This is a genomic window from Desulfosporomusa polytropa, from assembly GCF_055380075.1.
Map to the genome: position 1 here is coordinate 3,428,343 of NZ_AP042400.1, position 25,699 is coordinate 3,454,041.

The 25,699-nt window shown below is 44.1% G+C and carries 25 protein-coding genes, 1 pseudogene, 1 riboswitch and 1 other annotated feature; of the genes and pseudogenes, 5 read left to right on the top strand and 21 right to left on the bottom strand.

Annotated features, from left to right (window positions below):
- Nucleotides 1-258: 258 nt before the first annotated feature.
- From ACZ449_RS17815 to ACZ449_RS17865, 11 genes are all read right to left on the bottom strand, one after another.
- The gene (locus ACZ449_RS17815) at nt 259-438 is read right to left on the bottom strand and encodes a hypothetical protein (RefSeq protein WP_464257404.1); all 180 of its coding nucleotides are present in this window, start codon (nt 436-438) and stop codon (nt 259-261) included.
- Nucleotides 439-538: 100 nt separating this feature from the next.
- Nucleotides 539-625, bottom strand: a riboswitch (cyclic di-GMP riboswitch).
- A 281-nt stretch (nt 626-906) separates the two neighbouring features.
- A complete protein-coding gene (gene atpC, locus ACZ449_RS17820) occupies nt 907-1,158 on the bottom strand; it encodes an ATP synthase F1 subunit epsilon (RefSeq protein WP_464257405.1) in 252 nt (83 codons plus the stop codon).
- Nucleotides 1,155-2,570, bottom strand: coding sequence for a F0F1 ATP synthase subunit beta (atpD, locus tag ACZ449_RS17825; protein ID WP_464257406.1), 1,416 nt, complete (start codon nt 2,568-2,570; stop codon nt 1,155-1,157). The genes atpC and atpD overlap by 4 nt, the downstream gene beginning before the upstream one ends.
- A 13-nt stretch (nt 2,571-2,583) precedes the next feature.
- Nucleotides 2,584-3,432, bottom strand: a complete 849-nt coding sequence (atpG, locus tag ACZ449_RS17830) for an ATP synthase F1 subunit gamma (protein WP_464257407.1) — start codon at nt 3,430-3,432, stop codon at nt 2,584-2,586.
- Between the two features lie 4 nt (nt 3,433-3,436).
- Nucleotides 3,437-4,945, bottom strand: a complete 1,509-nt coding sequence (atpA, locus tag ACZ449_RS17835; protein WP_464257408.1) for a F0F1 ATP synthase subunit alpha — start codon at nt 4,943-4,945, stop codon at nt 3,437-3,439.
- Between the two features lie 20 nt (nt 4,946-4,965).
- Nucleotides 4,966-5,505, bottom strand: coding sequence for an ATP synthase F1 subunit delta (gene atpH / locus ACZ449_RS17840; protein ID WP_464257409.1), 540 nt, complete (start codon nt 5,503-5,505; stop codon nt 4,966-4,968).
- Nucleotides 5,502-5,993: a F0F1 ATP synthase subunit B gene (gene atpF, locus ACZ449_RS17845; RefSeq protein WP_464261899.1), complete on the bottom strand. Its 492-nt coding sequence runs from the start codon at nt 5,991-5,993 to the stop codon at nt 5,502-5,504. Before atpF ends, atpH begins: the two co-directional genes overlap by 4 nt.
- A gap of 77 nt (nt 5,994-6,070) precedes the next feature.
- On the bottom strand, nt 6,071-6,322 hold the full coding sequence (gene atpE / locus ACZ449_RS17850) for a F0F1 ATP synthase subunit C (protein WP_084577854.1): 252 nt from the start codon (nt 6,320-6,322) through the stop codon (nt 6,071-6,073).
- A gap of 2 nt (nt 6,323-6,324) precedes the next feature.
- Nucleotides 6,325-7,017 carry a F0F1 ATP synthase subunit A gene (gene atpB / locus ACZ449_RS17855; RefSeq protein ID WP_464257410.1) on the bottom strand — a complete coding sequence of 231 codons (693 nt, stop codon included), beginning with the start codon at nt 7,015-7,017 and terminating at the stop codon, nt 6,325-6,327.
- Nucleotides 7,018-7,038: 21 nt separating this feature from the next.
- Nucleotides 7,039-7,428: an ATP synthase subunit I gene (locus ACZ449_RS17860; protein ID WP_464257411.1), complete on the bottom strand. Its 390-nt coding sequence runs from the start codon at nt 7,426-7,428 to the stop codon at nt 7,039-7,041.
- A 330-nt stretch (nt 7,429-7,758) separates the two neighbouring features.
- Entirely contained in the window at nt 7,759-7,944 is a 186-nt protein-coding gene (locus ACZ449_RS17865; protein ID WP_464257412.1) for a hypothetical protein, read from the bottom strand.
- Nucleotides 7,945-8,099: 155 nt separating this feature from the next.
- Nucleotides 8,100-8,305, top strand: a binding site (T-box leader).
- Nucleotides 8,306-8,449: 144 nt separating this feature from the next.
- Between ACZ449_RS17865 and ACZ449_RS17870 the strand changes: the two genes are divergently transcribed.
- On the top strand, nt 8,450-9,850 hold the full coding sequence (locus ACZ449_RS17870) for a sodium:solute symporter family protein (protein ID WP_464257413.1): 1,401 nt from the start codon (nt 8,450-8,452) through the stop codon (nt 9,848-9,850).
- Nucleotides 9,851-9,931: 81 nt separating this feature from the next.
- On the opposite strand, the gene garR is transcribed toward ACZ449_RS17870, so the two are convergent.
- From garR to garD, 5 genes are all read right to left on the bottom strand, one after another.
- Nucleotides 9,932-10,816: a 2-hydroxy-3-oxopropionate reductase gene (garR, locus tag ACZ449_RS17875; protein ID WP_464257414.1), complete on the bottom strand. Its 885-nt coding sequence runs from the start codon at nt 10,814-10,816 to the stop codon at nt 9,932-9,934.
- Nucleotides 10,817-10,857: 41 nt separating this feature from the next.
- Nucleotides 10,858-12,006, bottom strand: a complete 1,149-nt coding sequence (locus tag ACZ449_RS17880; protein ID WP_464257415.1) for a metallo-dependent hydrolase — start codon at nt 12,004-12,006, stop codon at nt 10,858-10,860.
- A 46-nt stretch (nt 12,007-12,052) separates the two neighbouring features.
- Complete coding sequence (locus tag ACZ449_RS17885) at nt 12,053-13,321, bottom strand: MFS transporter (protein WP_464257416.1); 1,269 nt, start codon at nt 13,319-13,321, stop codon at nt 12,053-12,055.
- Nucleotides 13,322-13,383: 62 nt separating this feature from the next.
- Nucleotides 13,384-14,271, bottom strand: a complete 888-nt coding sequence (dapA, locus tag ACZ449_RS17890) for a 4-hydroxy-tetrahydrodipicolinate synthase (protein WP_464257417.1) — start codon at nt 14,269-14,271, stop codon at nt 13,384-13,386.
- A gap of 43 nt (nt 14,272-14,314) precedes the next feature.
- The gene (gene garD, locus ACZ449_RS17895; protein WP_464257418.1) at nt 14,315-15,841 is read right to left on the bottom strand and encodes a galactarate dehydratase; all 1,527 of its coding nucleotides are present in this window, start codon (nt 15,839-15,841) and stop codon (nt 14,315-14,317) included.
- 430 nt (nt 15,842-16,271) lie between these two features.
- Here garD and ACZ449_RS17900 point away from each other — a divergent pair, with 430 nt between their 5' ends.
- From ACZ449_RS17900 to murI, 4 genes are all read left to right on the top strand, one after another.
- Nucleotides 16,272-16,610, top strand: a complete 339-nt coding sequence (locus tag ACZ449_RS17900; protein ID WP_464257419.1) for an ArsR/SmtB family transcription factor — start codon at nt 16,272-16,274, stop codon at nt 16,608-16,610.
- Nucleotides 16,611-16,636: 26 nt separating this feature from the next.
- Nucleotides 16,637-16,993 carry an arsenite efflux transporter metallochaperone ArsD gene (gene arsD / locus ACZ449_RS17905; RefSeq protein ID WP_464257420.1) on the top strand — a complete coding sequence of 119 codons (357 nt, stop codon included), beginning with the start codon at nt 16,637-16,639 and terminating at the stop codon, nt 16,991-16,993.
- 4 nt (nt 16,994-16,997) lie between these two features.
- Nucleotides 16,998-18,752, top strand: a complete 1,755-nt coding sequence (gene arsA, locus ACZ449_RS17910; protein ID WP_464257421.1) for an arsenical pump-driving ATPase — start codon at nt 16,998-17,000, stop codon at nt 18,750-18,752.
- A gap of 472 nt (nt 18,753-19,224) precedes the next feature.
- Nucleotides 19,225-19,998 (top strand): glutamate racemase, encoded by a 774-nt coding sequence (murI, locus tag ACZ449_RS17915; RefSeq protein ID WP_464257422.1) that lies wholly within the window; start codon nt 19,225-19,227, stop codon nt 19,996-19,998.
- 120 nt (nt 19,999-20,118) lie between these two features.
- On the opposite strand, the gene ACZ449_RS17920 is transcribed toward murI, so the two are convergent.
- The 5 genes and pseudogenes from ACZ449_RS17920 to ACZ449_RS17940 form a co-directional block, all read right to left on the bottom strand.
- The gene (locus ACZ449_RS17920) at nt 20,119-21,393 is read right to left on the bottom strand and encodes a nickel pincer cofactor-dependent isomerase, group 22 (RefSeq protein ID WP_464257423.1); all 1,275 of its coding nucleotides are present in this window, start codon (nt 21,391-21,393) and stop codon (nt 20,119-20,121) included.
- A 70-nt stretch (nt 21,394-21,463) separates the two neighbouring features.
- A complete protein-coding gene (locus ACZ449_RS17925) occupies nt 21,464-22,627 on the bottom strand; it encodes a UxaA family hydrolase (protein ID WP_464257424.1) in 1,164 nt (387 codons plus the stop codon).
- A 28-nt stretch (nt 22,628-22,655) separates the two neighbouring features.
- Entirely contained in the window at nt 22,656-22,955 is a 300-nt protein-coding gene (locus ACZ449_RS17930) for a UxaA family hydrolase (protein ID WP_464257425.1), read from the bottom strand.
- 232 nt (nt 22,956-23,187) lie between these two features.
- Nucleotides 23,188-25,053 (bottom strand): sigma 54-interacting transcriptional regulator, encoded by a 1,866-nt coding sequence (locus tag ACZ449_RS17935; RefSeq protein WP_464257426.1) that lies wholly within the window; start codon nt 25,051-25,053, stop codon nt 23,188-23,190.
- A gap of 313 nt (nt 25,054-25,366) precedes the next feature.
- Nucleotides 25,367-25,672, bottom strand: a pseudogene (locus tag ACZ449_RS17940) (methyl-accepting chemotaxis protein); the annotation flags it as partial.
- Between the last annotated feature and the right edge of the window lie 27 nt (nt 25,673-25,699).

Here is a 25,699-nt window from a genome sequence, read left to right on the forward strand (position 1 = left end):
CCTGGTAGAATATGGAATATTAAAAATCAGCATCGATAATTATTTAAGATCAAGTTCGATGGTCTCGGTTTCTAGGAAACGCTATTTTTTCCTCCAAGTTCGTATTTCGACATAGTCTGCTGATTTTTGGAATATACTTTTTGTGGGATGAGCCTTCGAATAAAAATATGGTATCATCAGACAAAATGCAACCAATCCTAATAAAATCACATATAGATTTTCTATTAATATATTCATGCAGTCCTCCTTGTAATTAGTTCACGTTTCTGTGCTCAAAATATGAATAGCCTTTGCTAAATTTGTTTCTAGATTCTTAATGCAATCTGCTGTATGAATTTCGCCTTTTTGACGATAAGTAATTTCGGTTGCTTGAATTATAATTCGTAATTGTTCTAGTTCTGCACATTTTTCCTCGACCGCTTTAAACACTTGAAGCATAAGCATTCCCCCACTATTTGCCTGTTACAATACTATTTTGAGAATATAAATGGCATCAATCTATCAACAGATTGATGCCAACAAGTACAATTCTTTACGAATCGGCAACTTGGCAGTCATAGACCAATCTGTCCTTAGACCCATAGCTTTGCGTCCTCATCTTTCGATAAGTTTGCCTAAATAAATTTTGTATAATCATGTATATTACAGGAATTTCAGTTATAATCTTACATTAATGTGAGCTAATATTCAATGTCAATAATTGGGACTAGGGTCCTACCTTTAGGATTTTAGTCCTATTATCAATCTAGGTGATAAGTAATCGTTCATAACTAATAGATTTACCGTAAAAATACAAAGTTCCTGCAAATTATTAGAACATTTTGCAGGAACTTTATCTATTCTATACTTATACGTAACGTCATCTTTGAAAATGAATGAATGCCTATTATAATGGTGCCATTCGCCTTACCCACTTGTCAAAATGGTAACCACCGAGTCTGGTTTAACCTGTAGTATTCCCCCTTGCACCATAATCTGCTGCTCACTCTCTTCGCTCAGAATCCTGACTGGCCTGTGTTCCAGCAGAGCAACCAGGGGAGCATGCCCGGGAAGGACGCCCATTTCGCCGGTTGTGGCCCGGGCGATAAGCATGCACACTTCGCCTTCAAATACCTTACGTTCCGGGTTAACAATCTCTAAGCGTAGCCACTTGCTCACTGCCCTTTCCCCCTCATGGCTTCGGCTTTTTCCACGACTTCGTTAATCGTTCCGACCATATAAAAAGCGCTCTCCGGCAAATCGTCGTACTTGCCGCTTATTATTTCTTTAAAGCCCCGCACGGTTTCCTTGAGTGGCACATATTTACCTGCCGTCCCAGTAAAGGCCTCAGCAACGAAGAACGGCTGACTTAGAAAACGCTGTACTTTCCGGGCCCGGGCTACTATAACTTTGTCCTCTTCAGATAACTCCTCCATTCCCAAAATAGCAATAATGTCCTGAAGTTCCTTGTACCGTTGCAAGATTTCCTGAACAGCGCGAGCAATCTGATAATGTTCGTCGCCAATTATGAATGGGTCAAGTATCCGTGAGGTAGAATCCAGCGGATCTACCGCCGGATAAATACCTAACTCAGCAATTTGCCGGGATAATACGGTAGTTGCATCAAGATGGGCAAAAGTCGCTGCCGGTGCCGGGTCTGTTAGGTCATCGGCCGGCACATAGACTGCCTGTACCGAGGTTACCGCGCCTTTTTTCGTAGAAGTAATCCGCTCCTGCAAAGTGCCTACATCGGTGCCAAGCGTAGGCTGATAACCTACTGCCGAAGGCATACGGCCCAGTAATGCCGAAACTTCAGAACCGGCCTGAATGAAGCGGAAAATATTATCAATAAATAATAACACATCCTGTCCAGCCACATCGCGAAAGTACTCCGCCATAGTCAACCCTGTTAGACCCACCCGCATCCTAGCACCTGGCGGTTCATTCATCTGCCCGTACACCAAGGCTGTTTTGCTGATAACGCCTGACTCCATCATTTCTCGCCACAGCTCATTGCCTTCGCGGGTACGTTCCCCTACACCGGCAAAAACGGAAAATCCGCCATGCTCTGTCGCGATATTACGAATGAGTTCCATAATCAAAACCGTCTTACCAACCCCAGCCCCACCGAATAATCCAATTTTCCCTCCCCGTGCATAAGGTGCAATCAAATCAACCACTTTGATGCCGGTTTCCAGTATCTCGGTAGCGGTTTCTTGTTCCACAAAGGCTGGTGCCGGACGGTGAATGGGCCAATATTCACTGGCGATCACCGGTTCAGTATTATTGTCTACCGTCTCACCGAGCACGTTAAATATCCTGCCAAGTGTACCTTGACCTACAGGTACCGTAATCGGTGCCCCAGTATCATCAGCTGTCATACCGCGTACTAGCCCGTCAGTAGATGACATAGCCACACAACGGACAGAATTGTTTCCCAAATGCTGCATGACTTCCACTGTCAGCTTAATGTCATATTGGGCAGTTTTTCCGGTAATTTTTATTGCATTGTTTACAGCTGGCAGTTGATCCTGCGGAAACTCAATATCGACAACAGGCCCAATTACTTGTCTTACCTGCCCGCTAGCCATAGAATCCCTCCTCTTACCGCAGCGCCTCCGAACCACCGACAATCTCGGATATTTCTCTGGTGATGTTGGCCTGACGGACTTTGTTATACTCAAGTACCAGTTGACTAATAAGATCTTGGGCATTATCGGTTGCCAAACTCATGGCATGTAACCGTGCCGCTACTTCACTTGCCGCAGCATGAATAAGCCCCCTGAAAACCGAGGCTTCCAGCCATTTGACCGCCGCTTCCTCCAATACATGGGTTACTGATGGCTCATATATCTGCTCTCGCACCGAATGCGTTGAGGCCGCCTTACAGACTATCGGCAACAGGCGCTCTACCGCTATCTGCTGAACAGCAGGCGAGCAAAACTGGGTATAAACCAAGTACACCTTGTCATACTTGCCGCTTCCAAACAAGTCAATAATGGCCTTACTGATATCTATGGCATACTGATACTGCGGTTTTTCGGAAATACCAATATAGTCCTTATCGATAGCTACCTTGCGGCGCTTAAAATAGTCTCTTACCTTTCGCCCTACAACAACTAAACCTACGCTACACTCTTTACCAATATGACGTTGTACCTCTTTACCTAAATTGCTGCCATAAGAGCCTGCCAGCCCCTTATCAGCCCCAATTACCAGATACCCTGTCCGGTTTGTCTCCCGCTCAATGAATAACGAATGTTGCATATCTTCACAACTGCTTAGCATATCCGCAATGACCTGCTCCATCCCCTGGTAGTAAGGCAGGTTTTCTTTTACTCGCTCCTGCGCCTTACGCAGACGTACGGCAGCCACCATCTTCATGGCCCGGGTTATTTTTTGGATATTCTTAATACCCTTGATACGGCGGCGTAAATCCAAAGCATTAGGCATGACGTCACCTCGTCACGAACGAATCTTTAAACTGTTTGATGGTCTTTTTTAATAGCGCCTCAACTTCCGGATCAATACACTTTTTCTCTTTGATCCCGCCGCTAATATCCGGGTAAGCGCGTATATATTGGAGAAATTCCTGTTCAAACTTACTTACATACTGAATAGGCACATCATCCAAATGTCCATTGACACCAAGGTAGATGGCAATAACCTGCTCCTCAATGGGCACAGGCTTATATTGCGCCTGTTTGAGCAGTTCGGTCATTCTTTTACCGCGCTCCAATAACTCTTTGGTTCCTTTATCCAGGTCAGAGCCAAACTGGGCAAAAGCCGCTAACTCACGGTACTGTGCCAAGTCCAGTCGCAGCCGCCCTGCTACTTGCTTTGTAGCTTTTACCTGAGCCGAGCCGCCTACCCTTGATACCGACAAGCCCACATTAATCGCTGGTCGCGTACCGGCATAAAACAGCTCACTTTCCAGGATAATCTGGCCATCAGTGATCGAAATGACATTTGTCGGGATATAGGCTGCGACGTCGCCTGCCAGGGTTTCAATAACCGGTAAGGCAGTAAGTGAACCACCGCCCAACTCTGGCGACAATTTAGCAGCTCGTTCCAACAAGCGGGAGTGCAGGTAAAAAACATCGCCAGGATACGCTTCCCGCCCTGGAGGACGCCTGAGAAGCAAAGACATCGCCCGGTAGGCGGCCGCATGCTTGGATAAATCATCATAAACACATAACACATGCTGACCCTGGTACATAAAATGCTCGCCCATAGCCACACCGGTATAGGGTGCCATGTATTGGAGCGGCGCACTGTCTGAGGCAGTAGCCACCACAACGATAGTATGTTCCATGGCACCATGTTCTTCCAGTATCTTTACTACTCGAGCTACAGTGGAAGCTTTCTGACCAATGGCAACATAAATACAGATGACATTCTCACCCTTTTGGTTCAAGATGGTGTCAATAGCAATTGCCGTTTTCCCGGTACCCCGGTCACCAATAATCAATTCCCTTTGTCCGCGCCCAATAGGTACCATACAATCAATAGCCTTAATCCCTGTCTGCAGCGGTTCCTTTACCGATTGCCTATCAGCAATACCAGGCGCCCGCCACTCAATGGGTCTGGACACAGAAGTATGTATGGGGCCGCGCCCATCAATCGAACGTCCGAGTGCGTCAACTACCCGGCCGACAAGGGCCTCGCCAACCGGCACCTCCATAATCCTATTTGTTCGCCGTACAGGACAACCTTCCTGAACACTAACCTCATCCCCTAAAAGCACGGCACCGACATTATCTTCTTCCAGATTTAAAGCCATACCATAAACTCCGTCACCAAATTCCAGGAGCTCACCCGCCATGGCCTTGTCCAAACCATGTAACCGTGCAATACCATCGCCAACCTCAATCACCCTACCAATTTCATCAACATTACTTTGAATTTGATATTGCTGTATTTGCTCCTGAATGATAGAGGAAATTTCCTCAGGTCGTATTTTCACAGTGAGTCACCCCACTTTCCTTAAAAAGATTTGCTTAGCATGTGAGTTTTTAGATTTGCCAATTTGCCTGCCACACTGTTATCAATCCGTTTATCACCGATTTGAATAATTACGCCCCCTAAAATCTGCTGATCAATGCGCGGTCTTAGTTCAACCTTTTTACCTGTCACTTCGATAAGTTGGGCGAGTAATTGTTCACAGTCCGGTGGCGCCAACGGAGCAACAGTTGTAATTTCAACTTCAACAACATTATCGGCCTGATTTACTAACGTCCGGTATTCCTTGATAATTGCAGGCAACAACTCTGTACGCCGCTTATCAGTCACATGACACAAAAAATTTTGTACAAGAACAGATACACTGTTACCGAACAGGCGTATAATGGTCTTTTGTTTAGCAACCACTGAAACACTGGGATTTTCAAAAAAAGCGCGAGCCTCCTCCTCTGCAAAAACCTGTTCTACTAATACCAGCTCTTCTTCGATCGCATGAGGAACTTGCCACCCTTGGGCAAGGCGGAATAACGCCTGCGCATATCGTCTTGCTAACCGCGTCTTCATGCCAGTTCACCATACTTTTTCTTAGTAAAGTCCTTGATAAAATTTCGCACCAAGCGTGTATTGGTCTCTGCATCCAGGTTTTTTTCGATAATCTTTTCGGCAGCAGCCACTGCAATAATAGCTACTTCAGTTCGCAACTTGTTCATGGCTTGCTGATAATCGCGTTCAATATTTGCCTGCGTTTCTTTCAGCAAGCGGGCGTTTTCTTCCCTGGCTTGCCGAAGGATACTTTCTTTCGATTTTTCCCCAAGAGTAATGGCTTCATCAATGATTGTTCTGGCCTGAATACGGGCCAGAACAATCTGCTCCTGGCTCTCCGTTTTCATGGTATTTGCCAGTGCCCGATCCAGCTCAGCCTCCTCCAGACTCTTCTCAATATGGGACCGTCGTTCTTCCAGTGCTGTCAGGATTGGCCGATAGGCAATTTTAGTTAAAATGGCTACAAGTAATAGAAAATTGATAATCTGAGCCAGCATGGTTGCATTCATGTCAATCAAGTATATTCCCCCCTTCCATTCTGGGAGCAGGCGTCTGCTAGAAATCATCTACCAGGCGCCTCGTGGGTTTACTTTAAAAAAGGATTGCTAAATACCAGCACAATGGCTATAACGGCAGCAATAATAGGAATTGACTCAATCAAACCAACTGAAATGAGCATAGTTACCATAATTGAGTTTTTAGCTTCCGGCTGGCGGGCAATACTTTCAATGGCTTTAGCTGTCACCTGTCCATCACCTGTCGCTGCCCCAAAAGCAGCTAAACCCACCACTACGGCTGCAGCAATAACCGAAGCCGCAATAATAATCGCCTGTTCCACTGTCACCCCTCCTTTTCTTGGTTGTGATGTGCTTCCAAGGAATTGCTCAAATACGACATCGACAACATGGTAAATATCAGTGCTTGAATGATACCGACAAATACGCTGAAAGCCAGCCATATTGTTGGTGCAAAGTAAGGCACCAGGATACCCAGAATAACAATTAGGATTTCCCCTGCCAGAATGTTGCCAAACAAACGGAACGATAGCGTTACCGGCTTTGCCAATTCTTCAATAATATTGATAGGCAGAAATAAGATATTAGGCTCAATAAAGTGTTTGAAATGCACCAATACTCCTTTTGTCTTGATGGCGTAGCCATGAACAATGGCTACAATCATCAACGCCAGACCTAACGTAGTGTTAATATCATTGGTTGGCGAAGTAAATCCTGGTACCAAACCTTGCCAATTGGCAAGCAACAGGAATAGAAAGAGCGTAATAAGCAGCGGCGCGACTTTGCGCCCATTAGGGCCAATAGTCGAATCAATCTGGGCTAACAGTCCTTCCAGCACAAGCTCCACAAAATTTTGCCAGCCACCTGGAACCAATTTCCAGTTCATCCGCAGCAGCAACGAACCAACGACTAGAATCGCCATGGTCAGCCAAGTCATATACAATGTATCAAGATTAAACGTCATCCCTGCCAAAGCTGCCAGTTTGTGCCCGCCTATCTCAGATCCACCGTGGCCCATGTGTTTTCACACCTCCTTGACTTAGATTTTTTTTGCATCGGCAATCTGCTGAACAACCAGCAACAACCCATTAAGGAACAATAGCACTGGCATGATAAAGAAGCCTGCAACAAAAGCCACCATATTGACCGTTAACACCTGACTTATGACTACCAGCACCAATACCATCGCCCCCAGCCGAATCACCCAGCCTCCCCGAATGTGCTCAACGGCCTGCTTCACTGAAAATACCTGCACATTCTCAACCTGGCGATACAGATACAAAAAATAAAGCGAACCTGTCACCATTCCAATCAGTAGTCCAGTCATCGTCTGCACGCTACCATATAGGTAGGTAACCGCGCATAGTATAGTTCCCACTAGAGTAATCTGTGCCAACATGTTGCTAACCTTAAATGCATAGTTTTTCATACATGTGGCCGAAGCCATCCCACCTTTTCTTTTTTTCGCCTTCCTGAGGATGAATGAACTCTAAACTCAGCGCCGCTGCCGTCTTAGTTCATATATATGACTACTTGTCATGCATATGACTGTTTTTTCTTTACTTTTTATAAATATATGACACTCAGTCAACACCATCATTGTTACATATTATGCAATAGTACTATGAATCGGCCATTATCTGGAACGGTGAACTTTGGTGACAGGAAGGATAAAAAAAGAACACAGAGTCACTTTACATGACCTGTGTTCTTTACAAATTTCATTTTCAAGACTAACCACCACTAACTTGCGCGGTACTTACCTTAGCTGTGCAACAATATCATATCTGCCGATTTCTTTGAGTTTTTCTTTTGCCTCCTCTAATGTTTTTCCAAGCATTATTTTCTTCATATCCAGCGTAGTTATCAAGACATATTCGCCGTTGAAATCAGCAATTTGTTCACTCATGTCACCATTTACCCAAATAGTCGGAGCCCCAGCCATAGTAATACCCCCCTCTTTGTTTTTCACTCTAACCTTCGACAAAAGTTAACTCTTCCCTGCACCTTTCCTTACATATCACGATATTTGTAAATAGTAGTGCAAAATATATTGACAATCATCCATCAGGTGTCTATAATCATGGTAACAAAATAAATTCATCGGTGATGACGGAAAAAAGTAATTCAGTACGTTCAGACAGAGAGCTAGTGGTTGGTGTAAACTAGTTGATAGTACCGGGTGAAGTTCCTTCCCGAACCGCAGGCTGAAATTATAGTAGGTCGTGCCGTACTGTCTACGTTACAGACTTAAAGTAGATCTTAGGATTAAAACAGGGTGGTACCGCGATTTTTTCGCCCCTTAGGTACTCCCTTTTTTTATTTGCTTAAGATCAAAATTGGGTGGTACCACGGTATTTATCGTCCCTCGGTTAGAGGGGCGATTTTTCTTTTATAGCCGGCATAAAAGAAAAAATCCACGAAAAACACTTATATTTTAGGAGGTTATTATGCATATCCCTTTTATTATTGTATGCCTATACATTGTCTTATTATTTTTGATAAGTTATTACGCGAAACGGCGTTCTGCCGGCAGTGCAACAAACTATGTACTGGCTGGTAGACAGCTTACTACCCCGCTAATTACGGTATCTATTGTGGGTCTAGCCGTTGGCGGCGCATCCACAATTGGTGTAGCCGAACAAGCCTATAAAGTCGGCCTCTCTGCCGGCTGGTATACCACTGCCTGGGGGCTGGGCGCCATTGCCATGGGTCTGCTGGTAGCCAAAAAATATCGCGAACTGAATATCACGACAATCCCCGAATTACTAGGCCGTTATTATGATAACAAAGGGATGATCGCGGGAATTGCCTGCCAAATAGTCATTCAGTTGGTAATAATGTCCCTTCAATACGTGGCTGGCGGCAGTATTCTTTGTGCCTTAATGCCCGAAATTTTCACCCTAACCTCAGGTATGCTGACAAGCGCTGTTGTCTTTATTGGCATTACCTCTATTGGCGGCATGTGGTCTGCCAGCTTATCCAATCTATTAAATGTTAGTTTAAAATATATCGGTATCATCCTCGCCACCATTGTCGGGGTAACCCATGCCGGTGGTCTGGCAAACCTCAAAGCCCAGTTGCCTGCTAATGTTCCCTATATGGATTTTTTTGACGGTGTCGGCATCATGGGCATTATTACCTGGATTGTGGTATTAGTGACAGTCAACCTGTCACTCCAAAGCATTATTCAGATATCTCTGGGGGCCAAAGACGTGCGGACAGCGCAGCGCGGCTTCATTATTGGCGGACTCATGATGCTGCCTATCGGCTTCGTCAGTGCCTTAATGGGAGTCATGGCTAAGTCCATGTTCCCTGATGTCACTCCAGCGCTGGCGCTCCCAATGACGATCATGTCCTTAGACCCAGTTCTTGCCGGCATCACCCTAGCCGCGCTTTGGGCAGCCGACGTATCCACTGCCTGCAACCTGTTACTTAGCTCAGCAACCTTGTTTTCACAGGATATTTATAAAAAGTTCTATAACCCTGACGTAAGTGAGAAACACTTTATTAGGGTCACCAAAGGGGCTGTAGTCTTACTAGGCTTACTTACCCTAACCCTGGCCATGACCATCAGCGGCATTATTAATACCCTCATGATTGGTCTTAGCCTTACGGCTGCCTTCAGTGTTATCGTGCTATTTACCCTCTTCGCGCCGCGTTTTTGCCGGAGAAATTCCGCTTTTTATACAATAGTGACCGGTGTGGTCGTATTACTTTTATGGCAAACCACCCCAGCTATTCGCATCTTCCCTCATGTTATTTATCTTGAGTGGCTGGCCTGCCTAGGTACATTTTTCTTAACCTATCTGCTTGACCGGGAGCCGATCGCCAGCAGTGAGTGTGCTTGATTGTTCTTAGTTCATCTTGTCAACTCCGCTTTTCTGTAAACAGAGCCCCTTATCATAAAGATAAGAGGCTCTGTTCATTGCTTAGCGTTTTACTTCACTTTTGGCAAGTTTTTCATAATATTTAACCAAACTGCTATGATCTTCCATCTCAAAACCGTCAACCTTTAAAGACTGCATCATTTCCATGACGGCTGCCGTCAAAGGCAGTGGAACACCAACGCCATGAGAGGTTTCCAGTACATTATTCAAATCCTTCATATGGAGATTAATTCTAAATCCAGGTTTGAAATTGCGATCCATCATCATGGGCGCTTTGGCATCTAATACAGTGCTACCTGCAAGACCACCCCGGATGGCTTGATAAACAAGTTCCGGTTCGACCCCTGCTTTGCTGGCTAAAACCAACGCTTCAGAAACTGCCGCAATATTGAGAGCTACAATAATTTGGTTGGCCAATTTAGTGATATTGCCTGCACCAACATCACCGGTACGCACGACAGAACCTGCCATCGCCGTCAATACAGGATAGCATTTATCGAAAACCTCCTGCTTGCCGCCGACCATAACCGAAATGGTACCGTCAATAGCTTTCGGTTCGCCGCCGCTCACCGGTGCATCCAGCATTTCTACGCCTATTTCAGCCAGCTTTTGCGCCAATTCCCGGCTGACCAAAGGAGCAATAGAACTCATATCAACCACAATCGCGCCTTTTTTAGCGCCTTCAATCACACCATTCTCACCTAAAACAACTTCTTTTACATGGGGAGAATTAGGCAGCATGGTAATGATAATATCTGTTTGTTGCGCAACATCTTTAGGGGTTGCGACTGCTTTAGCGCCTGCGGCTACAACTTCATCCACCGCTTTTTGGTTTTTATCCATAACCACCAATTCGTAGCCAGCCTTAAGCAAATTCTTGCTCATGGGCTTACCCATAATTCCCAGTCCAATAAATCCAATTTTCATTTCTAAATCTCTCCTTATAAATTACTAATCTAATCTATTTCTTAGTCAATACCAAATAAAAAGTCTTTATAAACAATATTTCCAGATTTTATTGTCATCTTTGGCACCAAAAGCCTGGACCCCCATGACTCTTGTCCACATATATCCAAGAATCTAACCTTCACTTTTTCCATGCGAAAAATGGCTACATCTGCACACGCTCCAGGAACAAGGGTACCAATTTCATCTGCCATATTTAGACACTTAGCCGGTGTAGAAGTACAAGCGGTAACAACCTTCTCAAGTGACATACCCATAGCCAAATATTTTGACATTAAAAACGGCAATCCAAATGCAGGCTGTCTATATAAATTTAAAGGTGTTAAATCAGAACTAATGATGTCTGGATCAAAGCCTTGTCTCATGGCCGGCAAAGCCGTCTTGAATGCAAAGTTACTGCGGCCATTGGCAGCATCAAAAATCACGCCTCTGTTCCTAGCCTTGATTACCGCCTTTTTTATCATCCCTTTATCGTCAAGAATATGATCACCCATAGCATGATAGACATGTGTGAAAATATCACCTGGCCTCAAATGGCCAACCAACTCCTCTGTTGTACATGGCGGGTCATTGGGGTGAACCATAATAGGGCAATGATTGTCGGTGGCAATTTGCAGCGTTTTTTCCAATGCCTCCATTCCAAAATCATTTACGATTCCTGAAGTGAAGCGTATTTTAATACCCGCCAAAGACGAGTTATATTGTTGGAATAAAGCAGCGATTTTATCGCTATCAAAACAGGTCGGATCAAGGTTCTCGTCATACCTCATCGTAGTCTGTCCTGCAGAAGCAATATTGAGATAAGCGATAATTCTGACCATACTGGTACGAATAACGCTATGGTAAAACGCCTCAAAGTTCGCACTACCAGCGCTGCCACCGTCAACTGCCGTGGTAATTCCCGATGGCAATAAGCTAATATCCGGAGCAATACTATTTTCCGTACCACGGTAAAAAACGTGCGTGTGAAAATCTATAAGGCCTGGTGTCACAATACAGCCACTGGCATCAATAACTAAGTCCGGCTGATATTGTTTTACATCGTCAGACGTCAAAAGTTTATTCCCCGCAATCACGACGTCACCGATTTTACTGACAGACCTAATTGGATCAATCACATGACCACCTTTAATGAGTATATCACATTTCATAATTCATTCTCCTCATTAAACACAGATCGTTTTACTTAATAAATCCCTAAGCTGATAGGGATGCTGTTTCATCAGGAATTGGCTTTACAAAAAATGCAACCGCAAGCAGACCAACAATCGCCAAACCACCAGCCACTAAAAAAGGAATGGTAAAACTGCCTGTTGTTTGCACTAAATATCCAGTTGCTGCCGGCCCAATGATACCGGACAAGTTAGATAAAAAGTGAACAAAGCCGCCTACACCACCTACATTCTCACCCCTTACCGTATCCTGAATAACTGCCCAAAAATTAGCTGTCGTTAGATATTGGAAAAATATTGAAACAGACATCAATGCAACTACACTCGTAACTGAGGTCGTCATACCACTCAGCCCAACACCAACAGCAGAAGCAAGCAATGACACAATAATGACGATCTTTCTTGAGAACATCAGATTGCCGGTCTTTTTAAATACCATATCAGAGATAAATCCGCCGCTAACCTGCCCCAAGAAACCAACCAGCCAGGGAATAACAGATACGATTGCCATGTTTTTGATGCTGAGATTATGTACCATGACTAAATAACTAGGAAACCAGGTAAGGAAAAAATATAAAATATAGTTACATGCAAAAAATGCAATTGCTGTAGCAAGAACAGTTGGCTGTTTCAAGAAATAACGCAACGGAAGTTTAGCAGCAGTTGGAGAAGGTTTGCTTTGTCCAGATTCAATCACCTTTACCTCCTCAGCAGACACACGTGAATTCTCCCGCGGATAATCAGTAATCAATTTATACCAAAAATACGTCCAGATAAATCCTAAAATCATTAAGACAATAAAAGGTGTCCGCCAACCCCAATTAATCGCCATAAAACCTACAATCGGCCCGGTAAGCGCTGCTCCCAAGGACATCCCGCCTGTAGCAATACCTACAGCCCGTGCTCTCTCGCCTGCCGGAAACCAGTTGTTGATTGTTTTATTATTGCCTGAACCAATGGGACCTTCACCCAAACCAAATAGGACACGAACCACATACAGAGATGCGAAGTTAAAAACACCTGCTGTTAGCCCGCCAAAAATCGACCAAACAGCCATTGCGCCGCCAAATATTTTTCGCGGGCCATAAATGTCGGATAAATAGCCGCCCACAAAATTAAACAACGCATAACCTACAAAAAAGCTGCTAAATATCAGGCCCATATCCGCAGGGCTTAGATTAAACTCCTGGGAAATGTAGGGAGCCGCAATAGACAACGCCGCCCTGTCCACATAGTTGATAAAAGCTGCGGAAAACAACATTACAAGCACAACATGGCGATAATTACGAAACATAGTATTTCCCTCCCATTTTATATCAGTTTTTATTTTGTAACAATTTCAATAAAACATCTTTTTTATTTTATTGCCCCGATCGTAACCAAGATTTCTTTGATCTTTTCTTTATTGGCATCCGACACATGCTGAATTGGTTTGATGGGATGTCCAACATCAACACCCATCAGGTTGAGGGCGTCTTTGGGGACAACTGGGAAACTGCCCAGACTGTAGGCATTACGAAACAACGACAGTCGATACTGGGCGTCAAGCGCCCCTGCAAGATCGCCAGCCATATACTTGTCATAAATCTCAACAACAATTTTCGGTACCACATTGGCTGTACCAGCTACACAGCCTGTTCCGCCATAGACCAGTGTCGCTAGAATCATAGTGTCGCGTCCAGCCATAATGCTAAAACCTTTACCCCTAGTACGCCTGATATACTCCGAAGTCAGTGTCATATCACCGCTCGTGTCTTTAGCTCCTACAATATTGGTCACTGCGGCCAGTTTTTCAATCAGGCCTGCCGACATATTGACCCCTGTGCGGTCCGGATTGTTGTACAAAATAATAGGAATATCCTCTACTGCAGCGATAGTTCTAAAATGGTCATATAACTCTTGTTCGGTAGGTGTGATAAACATCGGCGTTAAAACAGTAACAGCATCTGCCCCACACTGTTTAGCCATATGGGTCAACTGAACACACTCTTTGGTAGTAATGGCACTGGCTCCTACATAGACAGGCACCCTGCCGTTAACTTGTTCCATTGTTACTTCTACGACTTTTACTTTATCGGCATAATTAAGTCCGTAAAACTCGCCCGTACTTCCCAGAATAAAAATGCCGTGCACGCCTCCATCAATGACATATTCAATCAGATTGCGCAAAGCCTTAGTATCCAGTTTTTCTTCCACGTCAAGCGGGGTAATCAGCGGCGGCACAACTCCTTTTACTTCAAACATGCTATTTCCTCCCTTACTATTTGTTAGTTTCGTGTTATTGCCATTAGGTGATAGGCGCAGGGTTGAACAAGCATAAATCATTGTGCAAACCCCAATGGTCAGCCCAGGTTTCTTTACGACCACTGGCCACATCCAAAATCAAGCGGAAAATTTCCCAGCCTACTTCTTCGATCGCAGCTTCACCAGTGGCGATACGTCCAGCATTAACATCAATCAAATCAGGCCACTGTTCTTTTAAGGCCGTGCAGGTACCTACCTTGATCACAGGTACCATAGCAAGACCGTATGGCGTGCCGCGCCCGGTGGTAAATACCTGCAAATGTATCCCCGAAGCCAACTGACAGGTACCACAGACGAAATCGCTAGCCGGTGTCGCCGCATAGATAAGTCCTTTTTGTTTGGCCTTTTCTCCAGGTGACAATACACCCACTATCGCGCTTTTGCCCGATTTAGCAATCGAACCCATAGCTTTTTCCACGATATTAGCCAACCCGCCTTTTTTATTACCGGGCGTAGTATTGGCACTGCGATCAACCTCACCGAGTTCCAGATAGTGGTCATACCACTTCATTTCACGGATTAAGGCACGTCCTACTTCCTCATTAATCACACGAGGAGTCAATAAATGAATGGCATCGCGCACTTCGGTCACTTCAGAAAACATAACAGTAGCTCCGGCGCGTACTAACAAATCAGCTGCCAATCCCACAGAAGGATTGGCCGTAACGCCAGACAAAGCATCACTGCCGCCACATTGCAAGCCAATCACCAAGTCGGCTGCCGGGCAGATAACACGGGTACGTTTATTGAGTCGCTGCAAGCGCTCTTCGGCCTCTTGCACGATTTTTTGCACCATGTTGTTAAACCCCTGATATTCCTGCAAACGAATAATACTGGCCTTATTGCCGTCAGGAATTACTCTTTCAGGGGATAACTTCTCACAACCAAGACCAACTACCATAACTTCGCCGCCAAAATTAGGGTGTATTGCCAAATTTTGAATAGTACGAATAGGTACGACTGCTTCCGGGGCATTAATGGCTACACCACAGCCGTAGGCATGATTTAGCGCGACTACATCATCCACGTTGGGGTATTTAGGAAGAATTCCCTCCTTTATACGCTTTACCGCATAGTTCAGTACGCCGACCACACATTGCACACTAGTGGTGATTCCCAAAAGATTTTTGGTACTGACACTGCCATCCGGGTTACGATATCCTTCAAAAGTATATCCTTCCAGGGGCGGCAAGGTTTTTGGCACTTTATTAGCCAGCAGTAATTCATCTAACTCCGGCGCTGCTGGCAATTCGACCAAAGCTTCTTCCACCCAACTACCTTGTTTTATTTCACTTGTCGCATAACCAATAACCTCACCATAGCGGATAATAGCATCGCCTTGTTTAAGATCGCTCAAGGCTACCTTATGCCCCTGCGGCACATGTTCTAACAGCTTCAGACCGTTGGGAAATACGGTCCCTTCAGGCAATCCACCGGTATTAGCAACAACAGCTACGTTATCAGCTTCATCCATTTTTAGATATAGGGGTGCTTGTTTTTCTGTTAGCATCTCTCTTTCTTCATCCTTTCCTCTAATTTGCATTTCGAAGAATTCACTAGCTAGTCGTAATTTTAAATCTATCTATGACTTCGTTTATATAAATGCAATTTTCATGCCAATATCAAAAGTATTGAATTTACTGTATATTTGCTTTGGATGACTGCAGCATTTGTAGTGATAATTACAACAATTGTTGCTATTACTACACCAATTGTTGTGTAAAATAGAAAAATAGATGTACAATAAGTACATCCACAAAGAGACTCTACAATTTATTTCAAGGAAGCACAAGGGGCAGTGTTAAAACATAGCTTTCAGCACTGTCTTTTTTTGCAGAGACTATTCCAACTAGGCTTGCATTCTTGTTGTAATCAAAGTACTATATTTGTATAATCGCTTATGCGTTTATGCGAATATAGTACTTACATAGGGGATATTCATGGAAGAGTTACTTGATGTTTTAAAAGCACTAACAGATGAAACACGTCTACGTATTTTGAACCTGCTCTATGAAAAGGAGCTCTGTGTTTGCGACATTATGAGCGCCTTGCAAATCTCGCAGGCCAAAGCCTCCCGCCATTTGATCTATCTTAAAAATTCCGGTCTTGTAAAAGGCCGGAAATCAGCTCAGTGGTCACATTATTCCCGGTGCGAAACAGAGCAATGGAAGTTCATTGACAGCTTGGTATGTGACAACCTACGGAAACTGGAATCCTATAAAAATGATTTGGAAAACCTAAACCGATGCTTAGAACAAAAAATTAACCAGTGTGATTAATACTAAAATAATAAGGGGTGTTCCTTATGAAAAAAGTTGAAATTTTTGATCCGGCTATGTGCTGTTCAACAGGGGTCTGCGGACCATCTATTGATCCTGAGCTGCTGAGAGTAGCGACCGTTATTAGTACCCTTAAGGAAAAAGGGATTATCATCCAAAGACATGGTTTGGCTAACGAACCACAAGACTTTGTTACCAACAAAGTTATCAACGATATTCTGCAAGAAAAAGGTGCCGAAATTCTGCCGGTAACCCTGGTGGACGGCGCAGTTGCCAAAACAAAGGTATACCCGACTAACGAGGAACTTTCCGAGTGGCTGGGTACCGAAATCCAGACTAAGAAATCAGGCGGTTGCGGTTGCTCATCTGAAGGGTGTTGTTAAGCTAGTGACCAACTATGAAACCTTTGCTTTAGATAAAATCAACCTAACTAAATACTTGTTTTTCACCGGTAAAGGTGGTGTAGGTAAGACTTCCACAGCTTGCGCTGTTGCCGTAAATCTGGCTGACAGTGGCAAAAGAATCCTGCTGATCAGTACTGACCCGGCCTCCAATTTGCAGGATTTATTTAATACCGAGCTTGACGGTAAAGGGGTAGCCATCGCCGGTGTACCCGGCCTGATTGTCGCCAACCTCAATCCAGAGGAAGCAGCCCGAGAATATCGGGAGTCGGTTATTGCACCTTACCGGGGAAAACTGCCGGAAAGTGTCATCACCAACATGGAGGAACAGCTATCCGGTTCCTGCACAGTGGAAATTGCCGCCTTTGACCAATTCTCAAACTTCATAACTGATAAGACAACAGAACGCGAATATGACCATATCATTTTTGACACTGCGCCAACAGGGCATACCCTGCGCATGCTGCAGCTGCCCTCTGCTTGGAGCAATTTCATTAGCGAAAATACTCATGGAGCCTCTTGCCTAGGTCAGCTTGCCGGACTGGAAGACAAAAAAAGCCTTTATAAGGATGCGGTTGCCAACCTTGCCGACAAGGACAAAACCACCCTGATACTAGTCTCAAAACCAGAAGAAACCCCCTTGCTGGAGGCAGAACGCTCCAGTCTCGAACTCAGCCAATTAGCTATTAATAACCAACTTTTAATTATTAATAGTGTACTAGGAAGTGCCTCTGACGCTTTGTCGCAAAAGATACTGGATAAACAGCAAAGTGCAATGAAAAATATCCCCCCAGGGTTAACTAAGTTTACAACGTTTACCCTGCCACTGCGTTCCTACAATATTTTAGGACTGGATAAAATCAGAGCGTTTTTTCATAGCGACAATTTTGAGCAGGTTAGTGTAAGCGCAAAAACACTTGACCTAAAACCGCTTGATGTTTTGATTGATGATATTTACACAACAAAGAAAAAGGTTGTTTTCACCATGGGAAAGGGCGGTGTCGGTAAGACAACTATCGCCGCAACCATTGCCCTGGCATTAGCCCAAAAAGGGGTCAAGGTGCGCTTAACCTCAACTGATCCTGCAGACCATCTTAAGTATGTAATTGAAGGTACTGAGAATATAACACTCAGCAAAATTGACGAAAAACAAGAATTGCTCACATATCAAAATGAAGTATTAAATAAAGCCCGGGAAACCATGAATGATGAGGACCTGGCCTATGTTGAGGAAGATTTACGCTCCCCCTGCACCCAGGAAATTGCCGTCTTCCGAGCCTTTGCAGAAATAGTTGATAAGGCAGAAAATGAAGTTGTCATTATTGACACCGCACCAACAGGCCATACTTTGCTACTGTTGGACTCTACCCAAAGCTATCACCGCGAGGTACAACGGACAAAGGGCGAAACTCCCCTCTCAGTTCAACGGCTACTGCCCCGACTTCGCGATGAACGGCAAACAGAAGTTGTTATTGTTACCTTGCCTGAAGCAACACCTGTTTTTGAAGCTTTGCGACTGCGTGATGATTTAAGCAGAGCAGGGATAAATAACAAATGGTGGGTAGTCACTCAGTGTCTATCTATGACTACTACCAACAATGCCATGTTGCTTGCACGAGCCGAAGCAGAAAAACAGTGGCTGGAAAAGGTAAACGACATTAGCACCGGGAATTTTGTCGCTATCCCTTGGCTCCAGGATGTGTCAATACAAAATATAAGCAAAATAGCCCGTGAAATTTAGCAGTTGCTATATATAACGCCGCATAGAAAGACCAAAGGACTGATCCCTGTTTTGCGAGATCAGTCCTTTGGTCTTTAAGATACTATAACATCCTTTTATAAGCCCAATAGATTGCCAGCCTCATCAAACTCGATCTCCATCAGCTCGCCGCATATTTCAATATCCGGATTAGCCTCGGCCTCAGACAATGGATTTTCATACGTATTTTTTTATTTTCATGCAGTTAATTTTATTTTAAAACAGGCTCAAATACTTTAATTTGTGTTCCTACGAGGTCTCGAACCACCAGTAATACAGGCAAATAGCAGCCACTACGTTGTAGAAGTAGAACAGCCAACTCCCATACAAAATTCCTACTGCTGCTAGTTTATGGTATTATATAGACACTACTTTTCAAAATCGGAGTTCTCTATTTTGACGGAGTTGCTCATGATAATATAAATACAATAATTGTAACTAGGAAGGGATTAGGATGAAGATCGGTTTTTTTGACTCTGGTATTGGCGGCTTAACTGTTCTTGGTCACGCTTTAAAAATACTACCATTTGCTGATTACACCTACTATGCTGATATTGAGCATTTGCCTTATGGTGAAAAGACGAAAAGAGAAGTAAAACAATACGTCCAAAAGGGTATGGATTATATGGCTAAAATCAAAGTAGATGCCGTGGTGATCGCTTGTAATACGGCAACAAGTGTTGCTGTCGGGGAACTGCGAAAGAATTATAGTTTCCCGATCATTGGAATGGAACCTGCTGTAAAACCAGCTGTTGCTTTTTGTAAAGAAAGAGGTAAAAAGGTTTTGGTTTTGGCAACCAGTCTTACTTTACAGGAGGAAAAATTCCATCAATTAATTCATCGACTTGATGCGACAGAAATGGTTGATACAATGGCGTTAGGCGGCTTGGTAGAATTTGCCGAACAGTTTGAGTTTGACACTTCAGATGTATATCAGTATTTGCAGCAGAAATTTGCACCATTAGCGATACCTGATTATGGTGCTGTCGTTCTTGGCTGTACACACTTTCCATTATTTAATAAGGCTTTGCAACAATCATTTACAAAGGAAACTGTTTTGTTTGACGGAAGTGTTGGAACCATAAATCACTTGGCCGATATATTAAAGCAAAAAGGAGTAACACCTAGTATAGATGATATAATTAAATTTGTAATTACAAATGGAAAACTCCCACCAAATGATGTTGATTATAAGAAAATATTACAAACTTACTTGCATAGCATATAAATAATGCAGTTCACAAAAAACTTCTTTACTGCGAAATAATACACCAAATATAACGAAAAAGGACTGATTCCCCTTTTGTAGGTTCAGTCCTTTTTTCGCTTTGAGTACTATAACATCCTTTTATAAACCCAACAGATTGCCAGCCTCATCAAACTCCATCTCCATAAGCTCACCGCATATTTCAATATTCGGATTAGCCTCGGCCTCAGGTAATAACGCTTCAGAGATAATAATCTCTCCTATGTGAAGAGTGTCTTTAATTCTAACCAGTTTTACTTTTGACATATCACGAGCATTGCAGGTCTTAACTGCAACCAGCAGCGCTTCCCGGTCGTCGGCCAGCATCATCGGCATACGGGCAGGCCCCGGAGTCGTGTTTGTTATTAAATTGGAATAGGTGTAATCAAAATCGACTTTATTAAACAATTTGCGGGTAGTATAATCCGCGACCCCAATCCCGCAGGCATTCCCATTGGTCTCTTTTGTCAAATCAAGCACGACCACTTTGTTAGCATCCAACCCGCCATCGGCATAGGGTGTGGGAAACCGCCCGGTTATATTGGGGTCCATGCCATCGCCGGATATTTCCTTACCGATTTGATCGACAACCAGAACATCGACCGGATCAAATAGTATTCGCGGCATCTTGGCTTTGGCTTCAGGCAGCAGTTGCTGGTCAACTTCCATAATTTTCTCTGCCGGCACTGCCACCAATGTTGATATCTTGTCATAGGCGTTCTCAATAGTCGCAATACCAAATAAAACCTTGCAGCAGGCCAACTTCACTTTCGCCATTTCAAAAACATGTTCAGCCATATGCTTGAAGCTATACATGTGACAGGTTTCTGCACCTTTTTGCTTACCAAGACCAATGGTAAGCATTTTGGCCAGCCCGCTTTCGCAGGGGCCCCGGTAGGCAGTATGCGGCTTTATCCTGTTAATAATTACAATCCCATCTGCTTCGTAGGCCTGTTTATCCATATGCACAGCAAGTCCATTGCTAATCTTACCAATTTCAACAACTTCCATCGAAGAAATGATGGGACACCCAACACTTTCTTCGGTAACGCCAAGATTAGCTAATACTTTCGCTTGTCCGGCAGCAGTAGCGCCACCATGGCTGCCCATGGCCGGTACGACGAATGGCTCTCCACCGCGCTGTCTAATTTCCTCTACAGTTAGCCGAACCAACTCAGGAATTTTATCCATCCCTCTGCTGCCAACTGCAATAGCAATACGCATACCCTTCTTTATCCTATCACCGATATCTGCTTTCGCAAACTCCTGATGCATAGTTCCTGGTATGTCATTAATTTCTGTGACCTGAAATTTTTGACGGATTTTTACTACACGCGGCAATTCGATTCCCTTCAGCAACTCTTGTATAATCCCCACTACTATTTCCTCCTAAAACCCTATAATTGCAGCATAGTTAGCTCACTTTACTGTTCGCTCACATACACCATTACATAGTTGGGCCAATTCGCATAATCGCAAAATCGTTATGTCCTAATACCTCAGCTTTAGTAACTTTTCCGGAAGCAACCTCCAACATTTCAGCAAATATCCGTTTACCGACCTGTTGAACTGTTTCCTCACCAGTTATGATTGTACCAGCATTAAGATCCATATTATCGTTCATTCTTTGGAACATGCCTGTATTAGTAGCAACTTTAATGGTAGGTGCAATCGGCGATCCGGTTGGAGTGCCGCGTCCAGTTGTAAATACACAAATGTGGCAACCGCCAGCTACCATCCCAGTCAATTGTTCAATATCATTTCCTGGAGTATCCATGTACACCAGGCCCTTGTTAGTGACTTTTTCTGCCCAGCCAATAACAGCTTGTAACGGACGAGTCCCGCCCTTATACACACAGCCTAGTGACTTTTCTTCGATGGAGGATAGCCCGCCCTCGATATTACCTGGCGTTGGGTTACTGCCCCGCATATCTACGCCCATCTGTTTGGCCGACTCTTCAAAGGCCTTGATCGTGGCATAACACTTCTCTTTTACAGCGTCATTCACTGCCCGTTCGGCAATAATATGCTCAGCCCCGATCAGTTCGGCTGTCTCAGCCAATATCGACGTGCCGCCAGCATCAATTAAAATATCACTAGCCGCCCCCAGCGACGGATTGCCTGATAGTCCGGAGCAGGCGTCAGAACCGCCACATTCGGTTCCAAGAATTAATTCTGATACATCAATAGGCTCGCGTTTCAGCATCGATGCCTCAATTATCATGTTCTGAGCAGCCACTGCACCGGCTTGTATGGATTTAAACGAGCCACCCTCATCCTGAATAATGATGGTATGGACCGGTTTGTGCGGACATTGTTTTTTGATTTCTGCTGCCACATCCTGAGCACGTGCCACTTCACAGCCCAAACCGACAACAACTATCCCGTAGACGTTGGGGTGAATACCATGGCCAACAAAAGCACGTACTGTCTGCTCTGCATCTGCCCCTAACTGCGAACAGCCATGTTGATGTTCTACCCAAACAGTTCCTTTAACATTTGCTGCAATAGCCCGCGCCACTTGATTGGCACAATTTACCGTCGGTAAAACCAGTACATGATTCCGAATTCCCACCGTTCCATCAGGACGGCGATATCCCATAAAATTCATCGTATTATCTCTCCTTGTGCAATATTTGTTATTTACTTACCAAGTCGCCGCGCCCACGACAGCCTACGATATTATGCACATGAGTATGCTGTCCGGCCGCTATGTCAGTAGTTGCCATTCCAATAACTTCACCATACTTAATGATTTTTTCGTCCTTGGCAATATTCTTGATTGCAACTTTATGGCCAAAAGCAATTCGATCAGTTACATGCAGGCTTACTGTTTCACCATCCACGTTGATCAAAACATCTGAACCTGCCTCAACATCCTCAGTCACAGTGGCAACATTATCTTTGGCCTTCATAACTATGGCTTTGAATTTATTCATAACTTTTCCTCCAAAACTTATTTATTCACTGCCGCTACTAAATATATAATAGCAAATTTCATGCCAACTTGTCTCACTAGTTTTTCCACTCCATAAACGGGCGTTCCTGCCTGGATTCCACTAATCTATCCTTGCTAGTTATTCTTGCATTGGGGTATACTATCGCCCTGTAATTTTGAAACACAATGTTCAAATGTAACGTATTGTTTCGCAGAGTGTTTCATCATGTTTTTCATTGCTGAAGTTTGCGCCACAAGGTGGTACGGCTAATTCCCAGCCTTTGAGCAGTTTTCGTATAATTATATTTTTCCTCAAACAATATTTGTTCAATTTCATTCCTTGCCGCAACATCCAGTTTAGCTTCACTTGCAGTGCCACTCATTGCATGTCCGCAAGCAGCCAATTCCTGGCGAACCATCATTTCCTCAATCAACGGCCCAGCAGCAAGCAGTTTTACCCTTTCAATAACATTTTCCAATTCGCGAATATTACCTCGCCAAAATTGCTTTTGCAGGAATTTCACCGCAGCTTCGGTAATCCCTACGATATTGCTGCGCGGAGATTTCTCCAAAAAGCTCTGTATCAACTCAGGAATATCCTCGACCCGCTCTCTCAGCGGCGGGATATGCAGCCGCAAAACGTCTAAGCGATAGTACAAATCAACCCGAAACTTCTTTTCATCAACTAGGTGCATCATATCTTGATTCGTAGCCGACAATATGCGCACATTTACCGGAATAACGCCGTCAGCTCCTACGCGCATTACTTCTTTTTCTTGTAAAACACGCAATAACCTTGCCTGCAAGGATAAAGGCATCTCGCCAATCTCATCCAAAAAAATGGTTCCGCCATGGGCAACTTCGAACAAGCCGGACTTTCCACCCTTTTTTGCTCCGGTAAAGGCTCCTTCCTCATAACCAAAAAGCTCGCTCTCCAATAAAGACTCTGGCAGCGCCGCACAATTTATTGCTACAAAGGGACCTGTTTTCCGTTGACTTAAGTTATGAATGCTCTGCGCGACTCGTTCTTTCCCTGTTCCAGATTCACCGGTAATTAGCACAGTCGCATCATTACCCGAATATTGCCTTACACGTTCTTTAACCACTTTCATCTGTGGCGAAGCAGCGCATATTTGCTCCAGGTGAAACTTAGCCACAAGACCTTTTTTATTTAACTTTTGTCGCACAACCTGCTCAAAATACTGTAATTGCGTGACATCCTGTACATTGGCAATAGCACCGACGATGGTTTCGCCAAGCTTAATGGGAATTCGTTTTATCGCAAAAACCCGGTTATTGATACTCCGTACACTTTCTCGTTCACACTTATCACCTGTCAAACAATCCCGCAAACCATCATCTGGAATAATATCCCCGATCTTTCTACCAATAACATCTGCGCTTTGAATTTGATACATTCGTTCTATGGCCGGGTTTAATGTAGTAATATGTTCGTCTTTATCAATGGCAATGATTCCGTCAGCGGTAGCATCAATGATTGTACGAAACAATTCCGCCTTTTCCCGCTCCCGCAAGCGTACATCGGCAATATTGATGGCTTCAAAAATCGCCTTACTCACAGACTCTACTGAAGACTCAATAAGTACCACCTTTAGACCATGCTCAAGCAGCAGCTTAACCGACGAAGCATCTCCCAGAAATGTACTAATGCCTTGCCGACAGGCCATTTCGATTACTGCTTCTGCTCGTGTCTCATTTTCCACAAACATCTCATGGATCGGTATACCCATCAAATCGCCCAGTTTCTCACACTCAAACAAAAAGCGCCGCATAAATACCACGCCCACCGTACCTGAAACATGGCCAACACTTTTTAAAGCTCTAAGAATATCAAAAGCAGTAACTTGAATCTCTACTACCGGAACATCCACGTGTTTCGCAATCAAAGAGGCAGTTGCCCCCCGGCTGATAATAACATCTGTACCTCTTTTTACCGCCTGGTACGCTTGTTCTAGTCCGTTTTCTAAGAGACCAGGTATTATTTCTATCTCGCCCCGCCAATTAAAGTCTTGTTTTGCGAGCGCCTCACGGGCAGCATCCATAATATTGGTCATGGGCGCAATAATAGTAATTTTCATAAACCCACCTCTTGGAGACCCAATTATATATTCCACAGGCAAAGTTGTACCGCATTGTATCTACGTACATGTGTTAAAGACTTTTACAGGTAGGTGGTGTGTTGGCAATGCATCACCTACCTGCGCTTGCAAACTTTTTTCTGCGATATAATAAGTTTATTGTAACATCGTTTTGCCTGCTACCGCAATTATCGCCATCCATATGGTTTTACTTTAGCAAGGAAAGTATGCTGAACAAATAAAAAGAAGATCGCTCCCACCGCCAGCCATCTCAGCTAGGTGATCAACGGTCTTCTTTTGTATTATATGTAAGCTATCGTTGCAGCTTGGCCACTCGCTCAACCTCACTGGCTGATGAGGCCAATTGTTGCAATGATGCCGATATTTCTTCAGTTGCTGCCGCCTGTCGCTCGCCGACTTCGGTGGTATGAGTGACCGTACTAACCAGCAAATTTGTTTCTTTCTGTATATTTTGAAGGATTGCTTTGATCGTGGTTACCGCTTCTGCACTGTTTACAGCCATTTTGCGAATTTCCTCGGCTACAACCGCAAACCCCTTACCATGTTCACCGGCACGCGCTGCTTCAATGGCAGCATTAAGACCAAGTAAATTCGAGTTTGCAGCAACATCGCTTACAAATCGCAA